Raw genomic sequence first — 17,859 nt, 5'->3', positions numbered from 1 at the left:
GTCAGTTTTCAGGGCTGTCGCGAAGGTCGATGTCATGGCAGTCGTTCTTGTCGGCCGCGATGCCGGTCGTAAATGCGGGCATTCTCATGGTGACGGTTCCCTTTGCAGGACGTGTTTGGCGCCCGGTCCCGACCGTGTTTGCCGGACGTGGCGAAACCGCCGTGCGGGAAACATCGCCGTTTCCCGCAAAGCGGCCGAATGGAAGCGGATCGGGACGCTCCCACAGCTTTTCCGACACTCAGATGAATGTGCTCACGGCACCTCGCGGCTCGTTTTCAGATTGACGCAGGTGCCCTTCAGCACCACTTCGGTCTGGCCGCTCTGGATGTCGGAGGAAGACACATGCTGTTCCTTGTTGGGGCAGCCAGAGACCTCGATGTGGAATTCGTAGTCGCACATGGGGTTGTATTCGACGTAGAAGCCGTTGCCTTCCGAGAGGTTGGCGTCATTGGACTTGTCGATCTGGTCGCAGCCGTTCTGCGATTGCTGGTTGACCTTCACCTTGGTGACGACGACGCCCGCCTCGTTCTTGAAACCGCCCTTGACCTGGGGCACGCCGGAGGGAACCGGGAAGCTGATCGTGTTGGTTGCACTGGCGCCGGTCATGCAAGCAAGTGCGAACAGGATGGAAAATGCGAGAGTTTTAAGTCTGTTCATTGGATGTTTGCCTTCCTTGTGGCAAAAATGGATGCGGCATCCGGGCCGAGCGTCCTGACGTAACCGCCGGGGGGTGCTGGTCGGCCTGAAGACCGCGGATCGGGCATCGTGCCCGCACGCGCCGTTCAGATTCAGGTTGGCATGCACGGGTTCGTCATATCCCCGAGGCCTTGCCGAACGTGACGGCCCCAGATTTGCTTACCGGTTTGCTTCCCGGTTTGCTTCCCGTGCCGGCGTCCCCCGATTCTGCCTGGCGCAATTTTATTGGTATCTCAACCATCAATTGAAAGTTATGCGAATAGCGCAATTTTTAAGCGTGACAGCGCTTCGGCGAACGCTGCACACTTTCCGATCCGTTACCTGCTGAAGTCCGTAGTTGTTTCTCTTGATAATGCTTTGAAATCAAGCCTCTAGATTGAGATTAGGTGATCTGTTCGCGTCGCCTCCGGCCGGATCTGTTTCGCTTGAAATGCGCGCACAAAGACTGATTATGCAATTTGCGCAACTTTTGAGAGAATTTCGGCGCGATGCAGGCTAACCCATCGTCATCCCCGACATGATCCGGGACCGGCGCGGCACAGGCTTTGGCGTTCCTGCCGCAGGCCTTTGCCTGCGTGTCGGCTCTGCGGCCCCGGATCTCCGCTGCGCTGCGTCCGGGTTGACGGTTGAGAGGGGAGGGCGACCGGCACTGCCAACGCACCTCATCCCGAGGCGCGCAAACGCGCGTCTCGAGGGATGGGCCGCACGTCCCGGGGTCCGCCGCCGATCCTTCGAGACGGACCTCTGGTCCTCCTCAGGATGAGGGGGATGTTGAAACCGCGGTAAAGGTCAGGAGGAGGAAGGCGCCTACACCCACCTGCGTCATCCCGGACCTGATCCGGGATCCATTCCGCGTCGCATCCGCTTGTGAGGGCGCTTGTGGTTTTGGTGTTCGCTCCGCTCACGCTCATATCCGGATTCCGGCTCAGCGTCCGGCTTCGCCGTCCTTGTCCGGAATGACGGATGTGCTCATCCCGCGCGCGCCTACACCCACTAGCGTCATCCCGGACTAGATCCGGGATCCATGCCGTTGCGTTTCTGCCTGGCGGGGCGCGCGCTGAAGGTTTGTGGAATGGATTGCAGGGTCAAGCCCTGCAATGACCAGGGTTGGCAACGTGACGTCGAAATCAGCCATCGTCATCCCGGCCAAGCGGAGCGCGCGCCGGGATAGGGGAGGCACAGGCTTGGCGTTTCTGCTGTGATCAGTCGCTTGCGTTGTGGCTCCCCGGCCCCGGATCTCCGCTGCGCTGCGTCCGGGGTGACGAACAGAGGGGAGTGTAGCCATCTTCAGTCCACGCCGCACCCCCACATGTGTCATCCCGGACCTGATCCGGGATCCATTCCGCGTCGCATCCGCTTGTGAGGACGCTTGTGGTTTTGGTGTTCGCTCCGCTCACGCTCATATCCGGATTCCGGCTCGGCGTCCGGCTTCGCCGTCCTTGTCCGGAATGACGGATGTGCTCACCCCGCGCGCGCCTACACCCACCAGCGTCATCCCGGACCTGATCCGGGATCCATGCCGTTGCGTTTCTGCCTGGCGGGGCGCGCGCTGAAGGTTTGTGGAATGGATTGCAGGGTCAAGCCCTGCAATGACCAGGGTTGGCAACGTGACGTCGAAATCAGCCATCGTCATCCCGGCCAAGCGGAGCGCGCGCCGGGATCGGGGAGGCACAGGCTTTGGCGTTCCTGCCGTGACCAGTCGCTTGCGTTGTGGCTCCCCGGCCCCGGATCTCCGCTGCGCTGCGTCCGGGGTGACGAACAGAGGGGAGTGTAGCCATCTGCAGTCCACGCCGCACCCCCACCTGGGTCATCCCGGACTAGATCCGGGATCCATGCCGTTGCGTTTCGACCAGACCGGGCGCGCGCTGAAGGTTTGTGGAATGGATTGCCGGATCAAGCCCTGCAATGACGGGTGCCAAGGTCATCGACACCCTCCGTTCGTCATCCCGGCCAAGCGGAGGGCGCGCCGGGATCGGGGAGGCGCGGGCTTTGGCGTTTCTGCCGTGACCAGTCGCTTGCGTTGTGGCTCCCCGGCCCCGGATCTCCGCTGCGCTGCGTCCGGGGTGACGAACAGAGGGGAGTGTAGCCATCTGCAGTCCACGCCGCACCCCCACCGGCGTCATCCCGGACCTGAACCGTCGCGGCGATCGAGGCGAACGATGGCCCTGATATTGCGGTATTCGCGCATCGAACCTCGGGTAACGCTGCGGGACGGGTGACAAATCTGCAACGGTGCCAAACTTTGTGCGATGAAAACAGGGCCTGTCAGGGCTCCGATATCATTGCGCAACCCGGTCGCTCTCATTCCTGAAATATCATATTTTTCAGATATTTGACTTGGTTTTCTGCCCTCAAAGTCCAGTCTTCTCTTGGCATTTCCAACAACGGGATTCGCGCAGGTGGAGGACCGTGCGCGTGCAATTGGCGGCGCTTTGGGACCTTAAAACTTTCGCTAAATGCGCAACAGCAATTCCTGATCGAGTAATAAATCATTGATATCAATAGCTTGACCATCCGGGGCTTCAAATCATCCCCTGCGCTTACTGGCATAACGCGGGTGCAGGGAAATCAGGGAGATTGGAGGCAACCTCTGTTACCGGCTGGGAATTAATATCAATGCTGAAGCACTCAACGTCTCTTGCAACGCTGTTCGGGCGCTCTGTTTGTCCGCTGTTTCTGGGCACCGCGCTTGTTGTCGCGCCGGGTGTGGCGAATGCAACTGACTTTTACGTTGATGTCGACACGACGGAAACAAACAATGCAGTGGGGGGTGGCAACGAACCGGTCACGGATGGTGACACCCTTACTGTGAACGAAGGCGTCACGATGACGATCGACGAGGACGGCGCCGGTCTGTCTGTCTCAGGTGTGGCCGACGTCGTCATCACCAACAACGGATCGATCTACACAACCGGGACGGCTGACAATTGCGGGTACTATGGCCCGGGAGCGGGCACGTGCCCGGCTGGCGGATCTGCCCAAAACGCTTCCGGCTTAAGAAGCTTCGGCTACGGTGACGCCATATCTGTCTGGAACGCCACCAACGCGATCGTCATCAACAACGGCCTGATCGATGTCGGCGATTATGATGCCGCGGCTACGTCCCTCTTCTATGCGGACAACTCCATTAGCATCAACAACGGCGTGATCAACCTGAACAACGACAGTACGTACGGTCTCTTTACCACGCGCTCGGATGGAGCGACGCTTATCAACAACGGGTCGATCTACAGTTACTATGTGAGCGATCTGCGGGGGATGCGCCTTGCCGCCTTTGACTCGGGGGCTGCGAGCGCCTCTCAGGCAGACGCCGGAAAGACCGGCCATCTCATGGTCAACAACGGCTTGATCAGGCTCGCAAAAGACACATCAAGCACGGGCCTCATCGGCATGGATCTTGCCGGCTATCAGACCGCCGGAGGGGTCGCCTACCGCTACATCGCCGATGCGGCGATGTATAATTACGGGTCCATTGAGGTGATTCAGACCCCCTTGCCCGGTGACGGGACGGGGGGCATCTTCCAAGCTTCAGGCATTCGATCAAGCGCGCATGACGTCGACATCTACAACTACGGGTCCATATACCTCCAGTCGAGGGGGTTCGGCATAGAAGCAGACGGGTCCGGACTTGAGCTTTACAACTACGGCAGTATCATTGTTGACGCTAGGGTAACTACTGGTGGTGCGGTGACAAACACAACTGATGTCGTGGCTGCCGGCATGCAAAGCTTGCTGGACAGGGACCTGGAATTGGACATCTCAACCGGAACTGCGACCAGCTCGAGGGACAGCAGTGTCAGAAACACAATTGTGAACGCTGGCCTGATCCAGATGAACAATCCGCTCGGTACCGGGTTGTCTGCCGGAATATGGACACTCGGCGAATCGGGTCATGATGTCTACAACTACGGCACGATCCGGGCCTGGAACGGCTTCTCGCTTTTGCTCGGGGAAAACGGAAGCCCCAACCTCAACAGCTATGGCAATGTCTATTTGTTCGACGGCTCCATCCTTGTCGGGGACATCCTCCTGCACTACGATTGGAGGGATCGTACGAGGTTTCACCTGGGAGACGGATACAATGCCGCCCTGCGCTTTGATGTCAGTTCCAATTACTTTGTCGCAAATCCCATTTTTACCTTCGGTACCGAAAACATCGATACTCCGCGCACGCCCAATCAAGACCTGATCACGTCACCGAACGGTTTTGCCCTTGTCGGCAACATGGTCTACGTGGTCGATCTGGAGTCCTACTCCCAGCAGGACAAGGCGACATGGTCACTGGTATCCATGATCCAGGATGCCATTGACGACGGGACCTCAAGCCGTCCTCCGGCGGGAGACTATGCCTTCAGCGGCAGCGCAGCAGGGCTGTCTGAAAACTGGGCGCGGGCCTTTGGCGGTTGGGTGCGGGATCCGGGCGATGGCGCTGTCAGCGTGGGAGATGCAACCACCGACGAGCGTGACGGCGGTTATTCCGGCTATTCGGCCGGCACAGTCATCGGCGTGAACAAGCCGGAGCGCAGCTATTTTGCAGGTGTTGCCTACAGTCAGGTGTCCAGCATCGACGACATGGACGACGACACCGGCTATTCCACCCATTCGGGTACGCTTTTCGGCGGGATCGCGACCACGCTCAGGGAACGGTTCAACCTGTCAGTAACGGCAGGGGTGTCCTTCAATCAGACCGACCGGGACATCGCCGACAACCGTGTTCCCGACGGTATCGACACAACGACGGCCAACTATGCCTCGGTGTTCCTGTCGCCCTCGCTGCTTGTCAATGGGCCATGGGGCAGCAGCCTGCGGCTGAACTATCTCGGCGGATGGACCAAGAGCCATTCCTACGAGCTTTCCGAAGGCGAAAAGCTTGAAGTGCAAAACCGGTTCAGCAACATTTTCGGAGCCAGGTTCCAGATGGCGCATGATGTTCCGAAAATCAGTCAGACATTCCCTGTTCGCGTGCGATATGGCGTGGAGGGAAGCTACGCCAATGGCCAGGACATCGACTCTGAGGTCAATGACGTGCCCGAGCTCCCGGGGCTCTTCAGCAACTACAATATTTTCAATGACTACCAGGGCCTCAGCACGCCCTATGACGACGGCTTTACGGCCCGCGGCTTTGCGGCCCTGGATTTCGGACCCGCATTTATCGAGGCCGGTTACAACACGGACGAGCAGGTTTCCGTCAGCGCAGGTCTGAAATTCAGGTTCTGACGCGCGGCTCATGCCTACAACCGGTCCCGCCTGCGCGGGGCTTGAAAGAACTGGCCGCCGGCGGACCTCCAGGCGGTCAGTTTCTTCTGTTTCAAGGGAGGGTTTATTTGGGCCAGAGCCGCTGCACCCACCGGCGTCATGCCGTAACTGATCCGGGATCCATGCCCTTCCGTTTCGACCGGACGGGGCGCGTAATGAAGGTTCGTGGTTTTGGTGTTCGCTTCGCTCACGCCCCTGTCTGGATTCCGGCTCAGCGTCCGGCTTCGCCGTCCTTGTCCGGAATGACGCAAGTGCGCAAGCTGTGCCGCCCCACCGATGTCATCCCCGACTTGATCGGGGATCCATACCGTTTCGGTTCCGGCGATCAGGACGTGTGCGATTGAAAGGTCAGGGAATGGATTGCAGGGTCAAGCCCTGCAATGACGGTGGGGAGGCCAGGGTTTTCAAAACTCCCCGTTTGTCATCCCGGCCAAGCGGAGCGCGCGCCGGGATCGGGGAGGCAGGAGCTTTGGCGTTTCTGCCGTGACCAGTCGCTTACGTTGTGGCTCCCCGGCCCCGGATCTCCGCTGCGCTGCGTCCGGGGTGACGAGCAAAGGGGAGGGTGACCGGAGCTGCCACCCCCCTCATCCTGAGGAGCGCAACCGCGCGTCTCGAAGGATGGGCCGCACACGCCTGCGCCTGCCGCCATCCTTCGAGACGGACCTCCGGTCCTCCTCAGGATGAGGGTGGTGTTGAAACCGGCGTGAAGGTCAGGGGGAGGGAGGTGCCTGCACCCACCTGGGTCATCCCGGACTAGATCCGGGATCCAATCCAGGGTGCCGCAAACGGCAGGTGGCTTGTAGACGCAAGATGCGAGCTGCGCGCAGGGCAATACGGGCTCTGCAAACGAGTAGGCCCCGGATCTCCGCTGCGCTGCGTCCGGGGTGACATATTGAGGGGAGGAGACCGGAACTGCCACCCACCTCATCCTGAGGAGCGCGGATGCGCGTCTCGAAGGGTGGGCCGCGAGTTCTGAGGTCTGCCGCCCATACTTCGAGACGGACCTTCCGGTCCTCCTGAGGATGAGGTGGCAAAGGTGGGGTCAAGGTCAGGGGAAGACGAAAACGCGGCAAAGCGCCCTTGGAGCAAAACAAAAAGAGGAGACGCAGAGTGTCCGGACCAAAAGACATCAAGGCGAGCAAGCTCAAAACCAAACGCGCACAGGGCGCTGGCAAAGCAACACCGCAAAAGGGCGGAAACACCGACAAAGCTGCGCCGGAAAAATCCGAAACAAAGCTGGACATCACCTGTTCGCCCGGCATTGTCCGCTGGCTGATCCGCAACAAGTGCTCGCTGGCGTTTACGTCCTACAAGACCGGCAAGCTGTTTCTGATCGGGGTGATGAAAACCGGGGCGCTCTCGTTTCACCAGCGGAACTTTGACAGGGCCATGGGGCTCTGGACCGATCCGGCGTCTCAACGCCTTTACCTCGGAACACTGCATCAGTTCTGGCGCTTTGAAAACATCCTGCTGCCGGGGAACATCGCCGACGATACCTTTGACAAGTGCTACGTTCCCCGCCAGTCCTTCGTGACCGGAAATGTGCTGGCACACGACATTGCCCTTGACGCCGGCGGCCGGATCATCTTCGTGAACACGGCCTATTCCTGCCTCGCGGTGACGGATCCTGTGCATTCCTTCCGTCCGCTGTGGAAACCGCACTTCATTTCCGAACTGGCCGTCGAAGACCGTTGTCATCTCAACGGGCTTGCCATGGAAGATGGCCACCCGCGCTACGTGACCGCCGTTTCCCGAACGGATGCCGCTGCGGGCTGGCGGGAACACCGCAGCGACGGCGGCCTGATCATGGATGTCACCACCGACACGATCCTCACCGAGGGATTGTCCATGCCGCATTCGCCGCGGCTTTACCGGAATGACCTTTATGTCCTCGACGCCGGGCGTGGCCACCTGTGCCAGATTGACCGCAAGACCGGCGCGGTTGATCGGATCGCCTTCTGTCCGGGTTTCCTGCGCGGGCTCGCCTTCCACAACAACAACGCCATTGTCGGCCTGTCGCTGCCGCGCGACAATTCCTTTGCCGGGCTTGATCTCGATGCGGCTCTGACCTCCCGGGACGCGGAGCCCTGGTGCGGCCTCCAGATCATCAATCTTCAATCGCGCGAAACCGTCGAATGGCTGCGCATTCAGGGAGAGGTTGATGAACTCTACGACGTCGCCGTGCTGCCGAATGTTCAATGCCCCATGGCCCTGGACTTTGTCGAGCAGGGCATTCAAAGGGCGATCAGCTTCGAACGAGACTTCGCGGAGATGACGTATCCGCCCACCGCCGACGCAGACGTGGCGCTCGCGACCGGGTGAGGACTGAAGAGCGTGACCCCTGATCCCGTCGTCATTCCGGATCTGATCCGGGATCCATGCCGCGTCGCATCCGCTTGTGGGGGCGTTTGTGGTTTTGGTGTTCGCTTCGCTCACCCTCATGTCTGGTTTCCGGCTCAGCGTCCGGCTTCGCCGTCCTTGTACGGAATGACAGGCGTGCAACCTGCGCCCGCACCCGCCAGCGTCATCCCGGACTAGATCCGGGATCCATGCCGTTTCTTGTCCGCTTGTCAGGGACTGCGTGGCTGAAGCGTCAGGGTATGGATTGCCGGATCAAGTCCGGCAATGACGGAGGTTGAAAGGTATGTGATCGGCACCTGTCATTCGTCATCCCGGCGACGCGGAGCGCGAGCCGGGATCGGAGAGGCACAGGCTTTGGCGTTTCTGCCCTGACCAGTCGCTTGCGTTGTGGCTCCCCGGATCTCACTCACGTTTGTCCGGGTGACGAATGCGGGCACGGAAGGTGCCCGCACCCACTCGGCATGGATCCCGGACCCGATCCGGGATCCATGCCGTTTCTTGTCCGCTTGTCAGGGACTGCGTGGCTGAAGCGTCAGGGTATGGCTTGCCGGGTCAAGTCCGGCAATGACGGAGGTTGAAAGGTATGTGATCGGCACCTGTCATTCGTCATCCCGGCGACGCGGAGCGCGAGCCGGGATCGGAGAGGCACAGGCTTTGGCGTTTCTGCCCTGACCAGTCGCTTGCGTTGTGGCTCCCCGGATCTCACTCACGTTTGTCCGGGTGACGAATGCGGGCACGGAAGGTGCCCGCACCCACCGGCGTCATTCCGGACCTGATCCGGGATCCATGCCGCGTCGCATACGTTTGTGGGGGCGTTTGCGGTTTTGGTGTTCGCTTCGCTCACGCTCATGTCTGGATTCCGGTTCAGCGTCCGGCTTCGCCGTCCTTGTCCGGAATGACAGGCGTGCAACTTTTGCTACACCCGCCAGTGTCATCCCGGACTTGATCCGGGATCCATGCCGTTTCGTCTGCGCTAGAAGGGGCGTTTGCGATTGAAAGGTCATGGTATGGATTGCCGGATCAAGTCCGGCAATGACGGAGGTTGAAAGGTAAGTGATCGGCACCTGTCATTCGTCATCCCGGCCAAGCGGAGCGCGAGCCGGGATCGGAGAGGCACAGGCTTTGGAGCAGGTTTTCCCGGTGCGGGTGGTGAGACACTGGCTCCCCGGCCCCGGATCTCACTCGCGTTCGTCCGGGGTGACGGTCAGGGGACGGTAGGTGCCCGCGCCCACTCAGTGTCATCCTGGACCCGATCCGGGATCCATGCCGTCCCGTTTGCGCTAGGAGGGACGTGTGCGATTGAAAGGTCAGGGGATGGATAGCAGGGGCAAGCCCGGCAAGGACGGAATGGAAAACGTGTCGTCGACACCGGTCGGTTGTTTTCCCGACTGCCACTGCATCAGGCTGCCGCTCCATCCGCCCATGATTCGCTTTTCCGCCGGGCTCGAGCAATTGCAGCCGTGCCAAACAAGGTCTGTGCCCAGTGCGTGTACGCGCACCGTTCAGACCTGCCTGGATCAGGACACCCCTCGAGTATTCAGTAAATCGGAGCTATATATTTGTAGTAAATAATAAATCCAAAAATAATTTATCCGAAAACATATCCCGTCTATTCAATATAGTTCTACGTGTACATCTTTTTTACCTTTTTCTTGCTAGGAATTTGCGTGTGTGGGGGCGTCTGTCAATTGAGGCGTCCGTAATATGACGACAGAGTTTTGCTGGCTTCACTTGAGGCCCGCGCAGGAAGCAGGCGGTGGTCGCACACCGCTGTTTCGGGCTCCGGCCTGGCCCCTTCTGCCGCACCTGCCACCGTCTTCTGACGCAGATACTACACCGGGTAGGCCCGTCCTCGCGTGCGCGGCAAGGATGGTGTCGCGTTACGCCGCAAGATCGCAAGGCGGTCAGACACACCGGTGTTCCGGTTCCGGGCAGCGCGCAAAACAACACGTCCGCAAGAAACGTCTTGCGTCTTTGGACAAGGCGGCAAACACGCTGACGGGTCAAGCCTATGATTGAATTTCAATCCGAAACACGCCGCGTTCGGACCTCCGAGGCCAATCCTGTGGGCGGCCGGCCCGACAAACCGCAGCCGGGCCGCGGCGAGGTTCTGATCAGGGTGCATGCCGCCGGCGTCAATCCGGCCGATTTTCTTGCCGAAGACGGAGAGAAGTCCTGTGTCGTGAAAACGAAGTATCCCCATGGCCGCGGGCTTTGCGTCTCCGGCATTGTCGTCGCGAAGGGTGCAAACGTGGCGACGCATGATCTTGGCAGCGCGGTTTTCGGGCATGTGCCGAAAGTCGGTCTCGACACCTGCGCGGAGTTCGTGCCGGTACCAGCGTCGCACGTCAGGGAGATGCCGGCAAATACCGGCTTTCGCGAGGCCGCCGGTCTTCCGCTTGTCGGCAGCGTGGTCATCCAGGCGTTCGACCGGGCCGGGCTCAGGGCAGGCGACCACGTCCTCATTCACGAGGGCGGCGGTGCCGTCGGATCATTTGCAATCCAGTATGCAAAATTCCTTGGCGCCACGGTCTTCACCACGACAAGCACGGAAAACGCGGACTGGGTAAGGGGGCTCGGCGCCGACAGCGTCCTTGACTATCAGCTCGTGGACTACCGGGACATCGTGCACGATCTGGACATCGTGCTGGATACGCTCGGCGGAGACGCGACTTTTTCCGCCTTTGACGTGATCAGGACGGGCGGGACCGTCATCAGCCTGTTTGGCCCGGTTGACGACAAAGCCGCAAGGCGGCTGGGTCTCAATCCGCTCGTGCGGCAAGTGCTCTGGTTCAAGGCACGCGAGCTCCGGCGCAAGGCCAGGGAAAAAAACGCCAGGTACCGGTTCATTCCGATGATGCCGGAGACCCGTCATCTTGCGACACTCAGGGACCTCGTTGAGACGGGCAGGCTCAGGCCCGTGGTCGACGCGACCGGTTTCGTGTCTTCCAGCGCCACCGACGCCCTCGCATACCAGGAAAAGGGCCGCGCGAAAGGCACGATCGTCGTCGACTTCGCAGGCTGAGTAGAAGGATAGCGACCCCACCCCCCCACCGGTGTCATCCCGGCCAAGCGGAGCGCGAGCCGGGACCGGGGAGGCACGGGCGTCAGGGTTTTTGCCGGGGTAACTGGCCAGCCCAGCGGCTCTCCGGCCCCGGATCTGCGCTGCGCTGCGTCCGGGGTGACGATGGCGGGGAACGGCGCGGTGCCGCGCACCCACTGCGGTCAGCCCTGTTCTCTGCCTCATCCTGAGGATCGCGAACGCGCGTCTCGAAGGATGGGCCGCGAGTTCCGAGGTCTGCCGCGCATCCTTCGAGACGGACCTGGCGGTCCTCCTCAGGATGAGGTTGGTGTCAAATCCGGGTGACGATGGCGGGGAACGGCGAGGTGCCCCACCCCCGCCGGCGTCATCCCGGACGTGATCCGGGATCCATGCCGTTTCACGTCCGCTTGTCACGGCGTACGCGGTTGAAGCGTCAGGGCGTGGATTGCCGGATCGGGTCCGGCAATGACGGAGGGGAGGCCAAGGTTTTCAAAACTTTCCGTTCGTCATCCCGGCCAAGCGGAGCGCGCGCCGGGACCGGGGAGGCACAGGCGTCAGGACTTTTGCCGGGGAAACTGGCCAAACCGGCGTCTCTCCGGCCCCGGATCTCACTCACGTTCGTCCGGGGTGAAGCACAAAGGGGGAGTGTGGCCGGCCCTGTCGGCTTACCTCATCCCGCGCCACACCCACCGGTGCAATCCCCACTGTTGCAGGGATGACGGGGAACATGGGTCAGGTGCCGCTTGCAACCGGTCGGGTAACAGGCCAGCCCAGTTGTCGCGCGGGCTTGCATTCTTTCCTATAATGACCGTGAAACACACAAGACGTGATTTGACGAGGGGGGGACATGACGGGTTTGAGCGATGCGGAAACGGGCACTGCGGACGAGGCAGCCTGCCCGTTTTCACGTGCGGCCGCCGAGTTCGATCCGTTCGACGCGCCTTACCAGGCGGATCCCGCCGAGGCGCTGCGCTGGTCGCGCGAGCAGCTGCCGGTCTTCTTCAGCGAAAAACTCGGTTACTGGGTGGTTAGTCGGTACGAGGACATCAAGGCGGTTTTCCGCGACAACATTCTCTATTCGCCCTGCATAGCCCTTGAGAAAATCACGCCGGCGCCGCCGGAGGCGATGGAGGTTCTGAAGAGCTACGGCTATCAGCTCAACCGGACGATGGTGAACGAGGACGAACCAGCGCATATGGAACGGCGGCGCGTCCTGATGGATCATTTCCTGCCGGAAAATCTGGAAGCCAAGCAGGAGATGGTGCGCCGGTTGACGCGCGAGAAAATGGATCAGTTCATTGATCGCGGCCGTGTCGACCTCGTCGACGCGCTTCTTTATGAGGTGCCGCTCAATGTCGCGCTGCATTTCCTGGGCGTGCCGGAAGATGAGATCGCGGTCTTCAAGACATTCTCCGTTGCCCATTCCGTCAACACCTGGGGCAAGCCGACAGACGAACAGCAGATCGCGGTTGCCCATTCCGTCGGGCAGTTCTGGCAATATGCGGGCAAGATCATCGATCGGATGAAGCAGGAGCCGGACGGCACCGGCTGGATGCATGAAACCATCCGCAAGAACGCGCAAATGCCGGATGTGGTGACCGACAGCTACGTGCATTCCATGATGATGGCGATCATCGTCGCCGCGCATGAGACGACCTCCCTTGCGTCGGCCAACATGTTCAGGACGCTCTTGAGCCACCGCCAGGCATGGGACGACATATGCGATGACCCCAGCCTCATTCCCAACGCGGTCGAGGAATGCCTGCGTTACGCCGGGTCCATCGTTGCCTGGCGCAGGCAGGCAACCGCACCCGCCCGTCTCGGGGGAGTGGAGCTGCCGGCGGGGGCCAAGCTTCTCATCGTCCAGGCTTCGGGCAACCAGGACGAGCGCCATTTCGAGGACGGCGACAGGTTCGACATCTACCGGGACAATGCCGTCGATCACCTGACGTTCGGCTATGGCAGTCACCAGTGCATGGGCAAGAATATCGGTCGCATGGAAATGCGGATCTTCCTGGAGGAATTCACGCGCCGCCTGCCGCATCTGAAGCTTTGCGAGCAGACGTTCGCCCATGTTCCGAGCACGTCTTTCCGAGGACCCGAAGAGGTCTGGGTCGCCTGGGACCCCGCCGGCAATCCCGAGCGGCGCGATCCCTCACTGTTGTCCCGGGGCGAGCGGCATTTCCCGGTGGGTCCGCCGCTCCGGCGGGATATTGCCCGCAAGGTCAAGGTCGCCGCGGTTCGCCGGGAAGCGGAGGGTGTTGTCGGCCTGACGCTTGTGGATGCGCGCGGCCGGGCACTTCCGAAGTGGAGCGCCGGAGCGCATGTCGAGCTCGTGGCCGGCGGGTTCGACCGCAAGTATTCCCTTTGCGGGAAGCCGGGAAACGGCGGCTACGATCTTGCGATCCTGCGTGAGGCAGACGGGCGCGGAGGCTCCGCCCATATTCATGATGCGGTGACAGAGGGCACGGAGCTGCGGCTGCGCGGTCCGCACAATCTCTTCCGCCTCGATGAAAACACGGATGCCTATGTCCTTGTTGCCGGAGGCATCGGCATCACGCCGATCATCGCCATGGCTGATCGCCTGCAGGCGCTGGGCAAGTCCTATCATGTTCACTATTGCGGGCGTTCCAGGCAGACGATGGCGTTTGTCGAACGGCTCGAGCGGGAGCACGGTTCCTGCCTTACGATCCATGCGGGCAACGAAGGGCAACGCGCCGATCTGCAGCAGATCGTCAATGAATTGCCCGCGGGTGGGCAGATTTACGTCTGCGGCCCGGAGCGGCTCATCGCCGCGCTCGAACAGCTGACCGCGCATCTGCCCGGCGGCAGCTTTCATTTCGAATTCTTCGCCGCCGGGAGCGCCGGTCTCGATCCCGCCAGAGAAAAAGGATTCGAGGTCGATCTGGCGGACTCGGGACTGAAGATCACGGTCGCCGCGGACGAGACGCTGCTCGACGCCATTCTCGCGGCCGGGATCGATGTGGCCTGCGATTGCCGGGAGGGACTGTGCGGCAGCTGTGAAGTTACGTTGCTCGACGGTGAGGTCGACCATCGGGACAAGGTGCTGACGCGAACCGAACGCGCCGAAAACCGGCGCATGATGTCCTGCTGTTCACGGTCGGCGAACGGCGGCAAACTCAAACTGGCGCTTTAGGGTATAGCTCCTTCCGGGTGAACCGCAGCGGTTTCCGGCACTTGCTCAGGAAATGAGTGGGCCCCGGATCTCACTCACGTTCGTCCGGGGTGACGATGGAGGGGAGGGAACGGTGCTGCCAAACCACCTCATCCTGAGGAACGCGGATGCGCGTCTCGAAGGATGGGCCGCGAGTGTTGCGCCTGCCGCCCATCCTTCGAGACGGACCTGGCGGTTCTCCGCAGGATGAGGATGGTGACAATCTCGAAGTGATGGTGACCGGAAAAGAGGGGTACTGAACCCCGGTGTCATCCCGGACTTGATCCGGGATCCATGCCGTTTCTTGTCCGCTTGTCAGGGACTGCGTTGTTGAAGCGTCAGGGCATGGATTGCCGGATCAAGTCCGGCAATGACGGAGAGGGAAATGTACTGGATCGACACCTGTTGTTTGTCATCCCGGCGAAGCGGAGCGCGCGCCGGGAAAGGGGTGGCACGTGCGTTACGCAGGTTTTCCCGTTGCAGGTCGAGAGCCACGGGCTCTCCGGCCCCGGATCTCACTCACGTTCGTCCGGGGTGACGATGGAGGGCAGGGAACGGTGCTGCCAAACCACCTCATTCTGAGGAACGCGGATGCCCGTCTCGAAGGATGGGCCGCGAGTTCCTAGGTCTGCCGCCTATCCTTCGAGACGGACCTCACGGTCCTCCTCAGAGTCTGACTCGAAATTCATTCTTGAGCCTTTGCCAAGCGCCTGATGATGAGTTCGATGCTAGCGATGTACAGCCAAGCGGTCTGTGTTTCTTGTTTGACTTCAAAGTCCTTTGCAAGACGCCGCCGTCGCCCAAACCAGGCAAATGTTCTCTCAATGACCCATCGTCTTGGCAGAAGCGCGAATCCTTTCACCCCGGTTGGCCGTTCGACGATCTCAATCGTCCACGGTCCACAATCCTCGATCTTTTTCAATAGCTTCGGCCCTCGGTAGACCCGATCGGCGAAGATATGAGCAAGGTTGGGATAGGTCTGCCGCAGGCTGCGTAGCAATGGCACCGCTCCGTGGACGTCCTGGACGTTGGCGGGATGAACCAGAACGTCCAAAAGAAGCCCGTCCGTATCAGTGACAATGTGGCGCTTGCGACCTTTGATGCGTTTGAATGGATCAAGTCCCCGAGGACCGCCGACTTGGATTGTTGCGACGCTCTGACTGTCAATGACACCGGCGGTCGGAGTAGCATTGCGCGCTTGTGATTGGCGATGCCGCTCAACCAGCCGCCGGTTCAGCGCTGGCCATAACGCATTGTCACGCCACGCATAAAAGTATCTCTGCACTGTGGAACGTGGTGGGAAGTCGGCAGGCAGAAACCGCCAGGGACAGCCTGTGCGCAGCAGATAGAGAATGGCATTGACGACTTCCCGCAGCGACGTGGTGCGCGGACGACCTCGATCTCGTCGGGCTGGCAGATGGGGACAGATGAACCTCCATTCTTCGTCCGTGAGATCACTTGCGTAACGCAAGCTGCGACGGTCATAGTTGGCGCGGGTGGTCTCGGTCCACATGGCGAAGCTCCGTTCTGTTAGCGCAAAAACGGAATCACATGCGACCGGGATCACTCAACTAATTTCGGGCCAGTCTCTCAGGATGAGGTTGGTTTCAAATGAGGGGTGAAGGTCAGGGGTGGGAGGTGCCCCACACCCACCAGCGTCATCCCGGACTTGATCCGGGATCCATGCCGTTGCGATTGCGCCAGGAGGGGGCATGTTGTTTTGGGGTTCGCTTTGCTCACGTTCATATCTGGATTCCGGCTCAGCGTCCGGCTTCGCCGTCCTTGTCCGGAACGACGCGCGCTTCTCGCGCCGCCCCACCTGCGTCATCCCTGTTCAGGAGCACCGCGATGCGGTGGCTGGCGCTTCGCCGGTCTCTGGATCATAATGAACGGGTTCGTGCACGCACGGCAGCCAGCGGGGCATTTTGCTCTGCGAGCCAATAAACTGACACCGGGAGGAACAACATGTGTCAGATCTTTGCGGGACAGGATCCCGAACGCTATGCCACGCAGACACGCAGCATGCGTTTGAACGGGCAAAGCACCAGCATCCGGCTGGAAAACGCCTTTTGGGAAATCATTGACGAGATCGCGCGGCGGGACAATGTCTCGACACCGACGTTCATTTCCACGCTGCATTCCGAAGTCCTGGAGCTGCGCGGCGAACCGACGAACTTCACGTCCCTGTTGCGTTGTGCTTGCCTGAAATTCATCGAAATCAACCCGGGCATCAACGTTACGGACATGATGCCGACGAGCTTTGAAGACCCGGAGCCGGAGAAAAAATTCCAGGTGGTATAAGTATACCACCCACCCGCACAGGCACCTTCTACCCTTCCGCTTAGTCACAGCAGCGGGAGGACGGTCTCTTGGCCAAAGCAATTCACTTCATGATCCGCGTTCTGGACGAAGAGCGGTCGCTTGCCTTTTACGAGAAGGCATTCGGTCTGACCGTCAAGGATCGCCTGGATTTCCCCGAATTTGCCCTCATCTACCTGAGCAATGCGGAGAGCGAATTCGAGCTGGAGCTCACGGTAAACAAGTCGCAGACCGCCCCCTATGAGCTCGGCGACGGCTACGGCCACTTCGCGGTTTCCGTCGAAGATCTCGCCGCCGAACACGCGCGCTTCGAGGCCGAGGGTCTCAATCCGAGAAAACTTGTCGAATTCGCGCCGGCCGGTGAGCTGATTGCCCGGTTTTTCTTCGTTGCGGATCCGGACGGGTACCAGATCGAGGTGCTCGAGCGGGGCGGCCGCTTCAAATAACGATCAAGAGGGAGGAGAGAAAATGAGGAAGGCAGACGGGCCGAGGGGCCTCAGCCGCAGGCAATTGCTGTTGAGCGCAAGCGCGGCGGGCGCTTCGTTCGTGATCGGATCGGGGTTCATCGCTGCCAAGGATGCAGCCTGGGCGGCTGAAGTGACCACCTTGAAGCCGGAAACCTTTGCAACGCTGGTTCAGATGGCCCGGGACATCTACCCGCATGACCGTATCGCCGACGAGTTCTATGTGATCGCGGTCCAGGGCTACGACAATGCGGATCTTGCCGAGGAGGTCGAGGCCGGCATTGCGGCCCTTGACGCGGCAGCACAGGGCAAGGGGCATGACGGGTATCTCAGCGCCGGATGGGAGCGCGACCGGGTGGATATCCTGCGCAACATGGAAGAGAGCGCGTTTTTCCAGAAGATCCGCGGCGGCCTTGTTACCGGGCTCTACAACCAGAAAGCGGTCTGGCCGGTCTTCGGATATGAGGGCGAGAGCTACTCCAAGGGCGGTTACATTGACCGCGGTTTCAACGACATCAACTGGCTTTGAGCCGTAGGGGAGGACA

The 17,859-nt window shown here is 60.6% G+C and carries 11 protein-coding genes; 7 read left to right on the top strand and 4 right to left on the bottom strand.

What is annotated here, in order from left to right; genetic code table 11:
- Position 1: 1 nt before the first annotated feature.
- Positions 2-238: a hypothetical protein gene (locus ACO07N_RS26945; protein ID WP_421983952.1), complete on the bottom strand. Its 237-nt coding sequence runs from the start codon at positions 236-238 to the stop codon at positions 2-4.
- Positions 239-252: 14 nt separating this feature from the next.
- Entirely contained in the window at positions 253-657 is a 405-nt protein-coding gene (locus tag ACO07N_RS26940) for a hypothetical protein (protein ID WP_421983951.1), read from the bottom strand.
- A 2,655-nt stretch (positions 658-3,312) separates the two neighbouring features.
- On the opposite strand from ACO07N_RS26940, the gene ACO07N_RS26935 reads away from it, so the two are divergent.
- The 4 genes from ACO07N_RS26935 (at position 3,313) to ACO07N_RS26920 (ending at position 14,513) form a co-directional block, all read left to right on the top strand.
- Positions 3,313-5,913 carry a hypothetical protein gene (locus tag ACO07N_RS26935; RefSeq protein ID WP_421983950.1) on the top strand — a complete coding sequence of 867 codons (2,601 nt, stop codon included), beginning with the start codon at positions 3,313-3,315 and terminating at the stop codon, positions 5,911-5,913.
- Positions 5,914-7,062: 1,149 nt separating this feature from the next.
- Positions 7,063-8,274: a TIGR03032 family protein gene (locus ACO07N_RS26930; protein WP_421983949.1), complete on the top strand. Its 1,212-nt coding sequence runs from the start codon at positions 7,063-7,065 to the stop codon at positions 8,272-8,274.
- Positions 8,275-10,324: 2,050 nt separating this feature from the next.
- Complete coding sequence (locus ACO07N_RS26925) at positions 10,325-11,338, top strand: NADP-dependent oxidoreductase (protein WP_421983948.1); 1,014 nt, start codon at positions 10,325-10,327, stop codon at positions 11,336-11,338.
- Positions 11,339-12,203: 865 nt separating this feature from the next.
- Positions 12,204-14,513 (top strand): cytochrome P450/oxidoreductase, encoded by a 2,310-nt coding sequence (locus ACO07N_RS26920; RefSeq protein ID WP_421983947.1) that lies wholly within the window; start codon positions 12,204-12,206, stop codon positions 14,511-14,513.
- Positions 14,514-14,846: 333 nt separating this feature from the next.
- Here ACO07N_RS26920 and ACO07N_RS26915 read toward each other — a convergent pair whose 3' ends face one another.
- Both ACO07N_RS26915 and ACO07N_RS26910 read right to left on the bottom strand, forming a co-directional pair.
- Positions 14,847-15,026 carry a hypothetical protein gene (locus ACO07N_RS26915; RefSeq protein ID WP_421983946.1) on the bottom strand — a complete coding sequence of 60 codons (180 nt, stop codon included), beginning with the start codon at positions 15,024-15,026 and terminating at the stop codon, positions 14,847-14,849.
- A gap of 190 nt (positions 15,027-15,216) precedes the next feature.
- Positions 15,217-16,044: an IS5 family transposase gene (locus ACO07N_RS26910; protein WP_421979445.1), complete on the bottom strand. Its 828-nt coding sequence runs from the start codon at positions 16,042-16,044 to the stop codon at positions 15,217-15,219.
- Between the two features lie 452 nt (positions 16,045-16,496).
- On the opposite strand from ACO07N_RS26910, the gene ACO07N_RS26905 reads away from it, so the two are divergent.
- From ACO07N_RS26905 to ACO07N_RS26895, 3 genes are all read left to right on the top strand, one after another.
- Positions 16,497-16,832 (top strand): ribbon-helix-helix domain-containing protein, encoded by a 336-nt coding sequence (locus ACO07N_RS26905; protein WP_421983945.1) that lies wholly within the window; start codon positions 16,497-16,499, stop codon positions 16,830-16,832.
- Positions 16,833-16,900: 68 nt separating this feature from the next.
- Positions 16,901-17,296, top strand: coding sequence for a VOC family protein (locus tag ACO07N_RS26900; protein ID WP_421983944.1), 396 nt, complete (start codon positions 16,901-16,903; stop codon positions 17,294-17,296).
- Positions 17,297-17,318: 22 nt separating this feature from the next.
- Complete coding sequence (locus ACO07N_RS26895; protein WP_421983943.1) at positions 17,319-17,843, top strand: Twin-arginine translocation pathway signal; 525 nt, start codon at positions 17,319-17,321, stop codon at positions 17,841-17,843.
- Positions 17,844-17,859: the final 16 nt, after the last annotated feature.

Source organism: Roseibium sp., assembly GCF_965229775.1.
GTDB lineage: Bacteria > Pseudomonadota > Alphaproteobacteria > Rhizobiales > Stappiaceae > Roseibium.
The sequence above is the reverse complement of the archived record's forward strand: the minus strand, read 5'-3'. Positions and strand labels throughout refer to the sequence as shown.

Bases quoted from the DNA above. Each gene is read 5' to 3' on its own strand.
- ACO07N_RS26940 (WP_421983951.1), bottom strand. From the start codon at position 657: ATGAACAGACTTAAAACTCTCGCATTTTCCATCCTGTTCGCACTTGCT.
- ACO07N_RS26935 (WP_421983950.1), top strand. From the start codon at position 3,313: ATGCTGAAGCACTCAACGTCTCTTGCAACGCTGTTCGGGCGCTCTGTT.
- ACO07N_RS26925 (WP_421983948.1), top strand. From the start codon at position 10,325: ATGATTGAATTTCAATCCGAAACACGCCGCGTTCGGACCTCCGAGGCC.
- ACO07N_RS26920 (WP_421983947.1), top strand. From the start codon at position 12,204: ATGACGGGTTTGAGCGATGCGGAAACGGGCACTGCGGACGAGGCAGCC.
- ACO07N_RS26910 (WP_421979445.1), bottom strand. From the start codon at position 16,044: ATGTGGACCGAGACCACCCGCGCCAACTATGACCGTCGCAGCTTGCGT.
- ACO07N_RS26905 (WP_421983945.1), top strand. From the start codon at position 16,497: ATGTGTCAGATCTTTGCGGGACAGGATCCCGAACGCTATGCCACGCAG.
- ACO07N_RS26895 (WP_421983943.1), top strand. From the start codon at position 17,319: ATGAGGAAGGCAGACGGGCCGAGGGGCCTCAGCCGCAGGCAATTGCTG.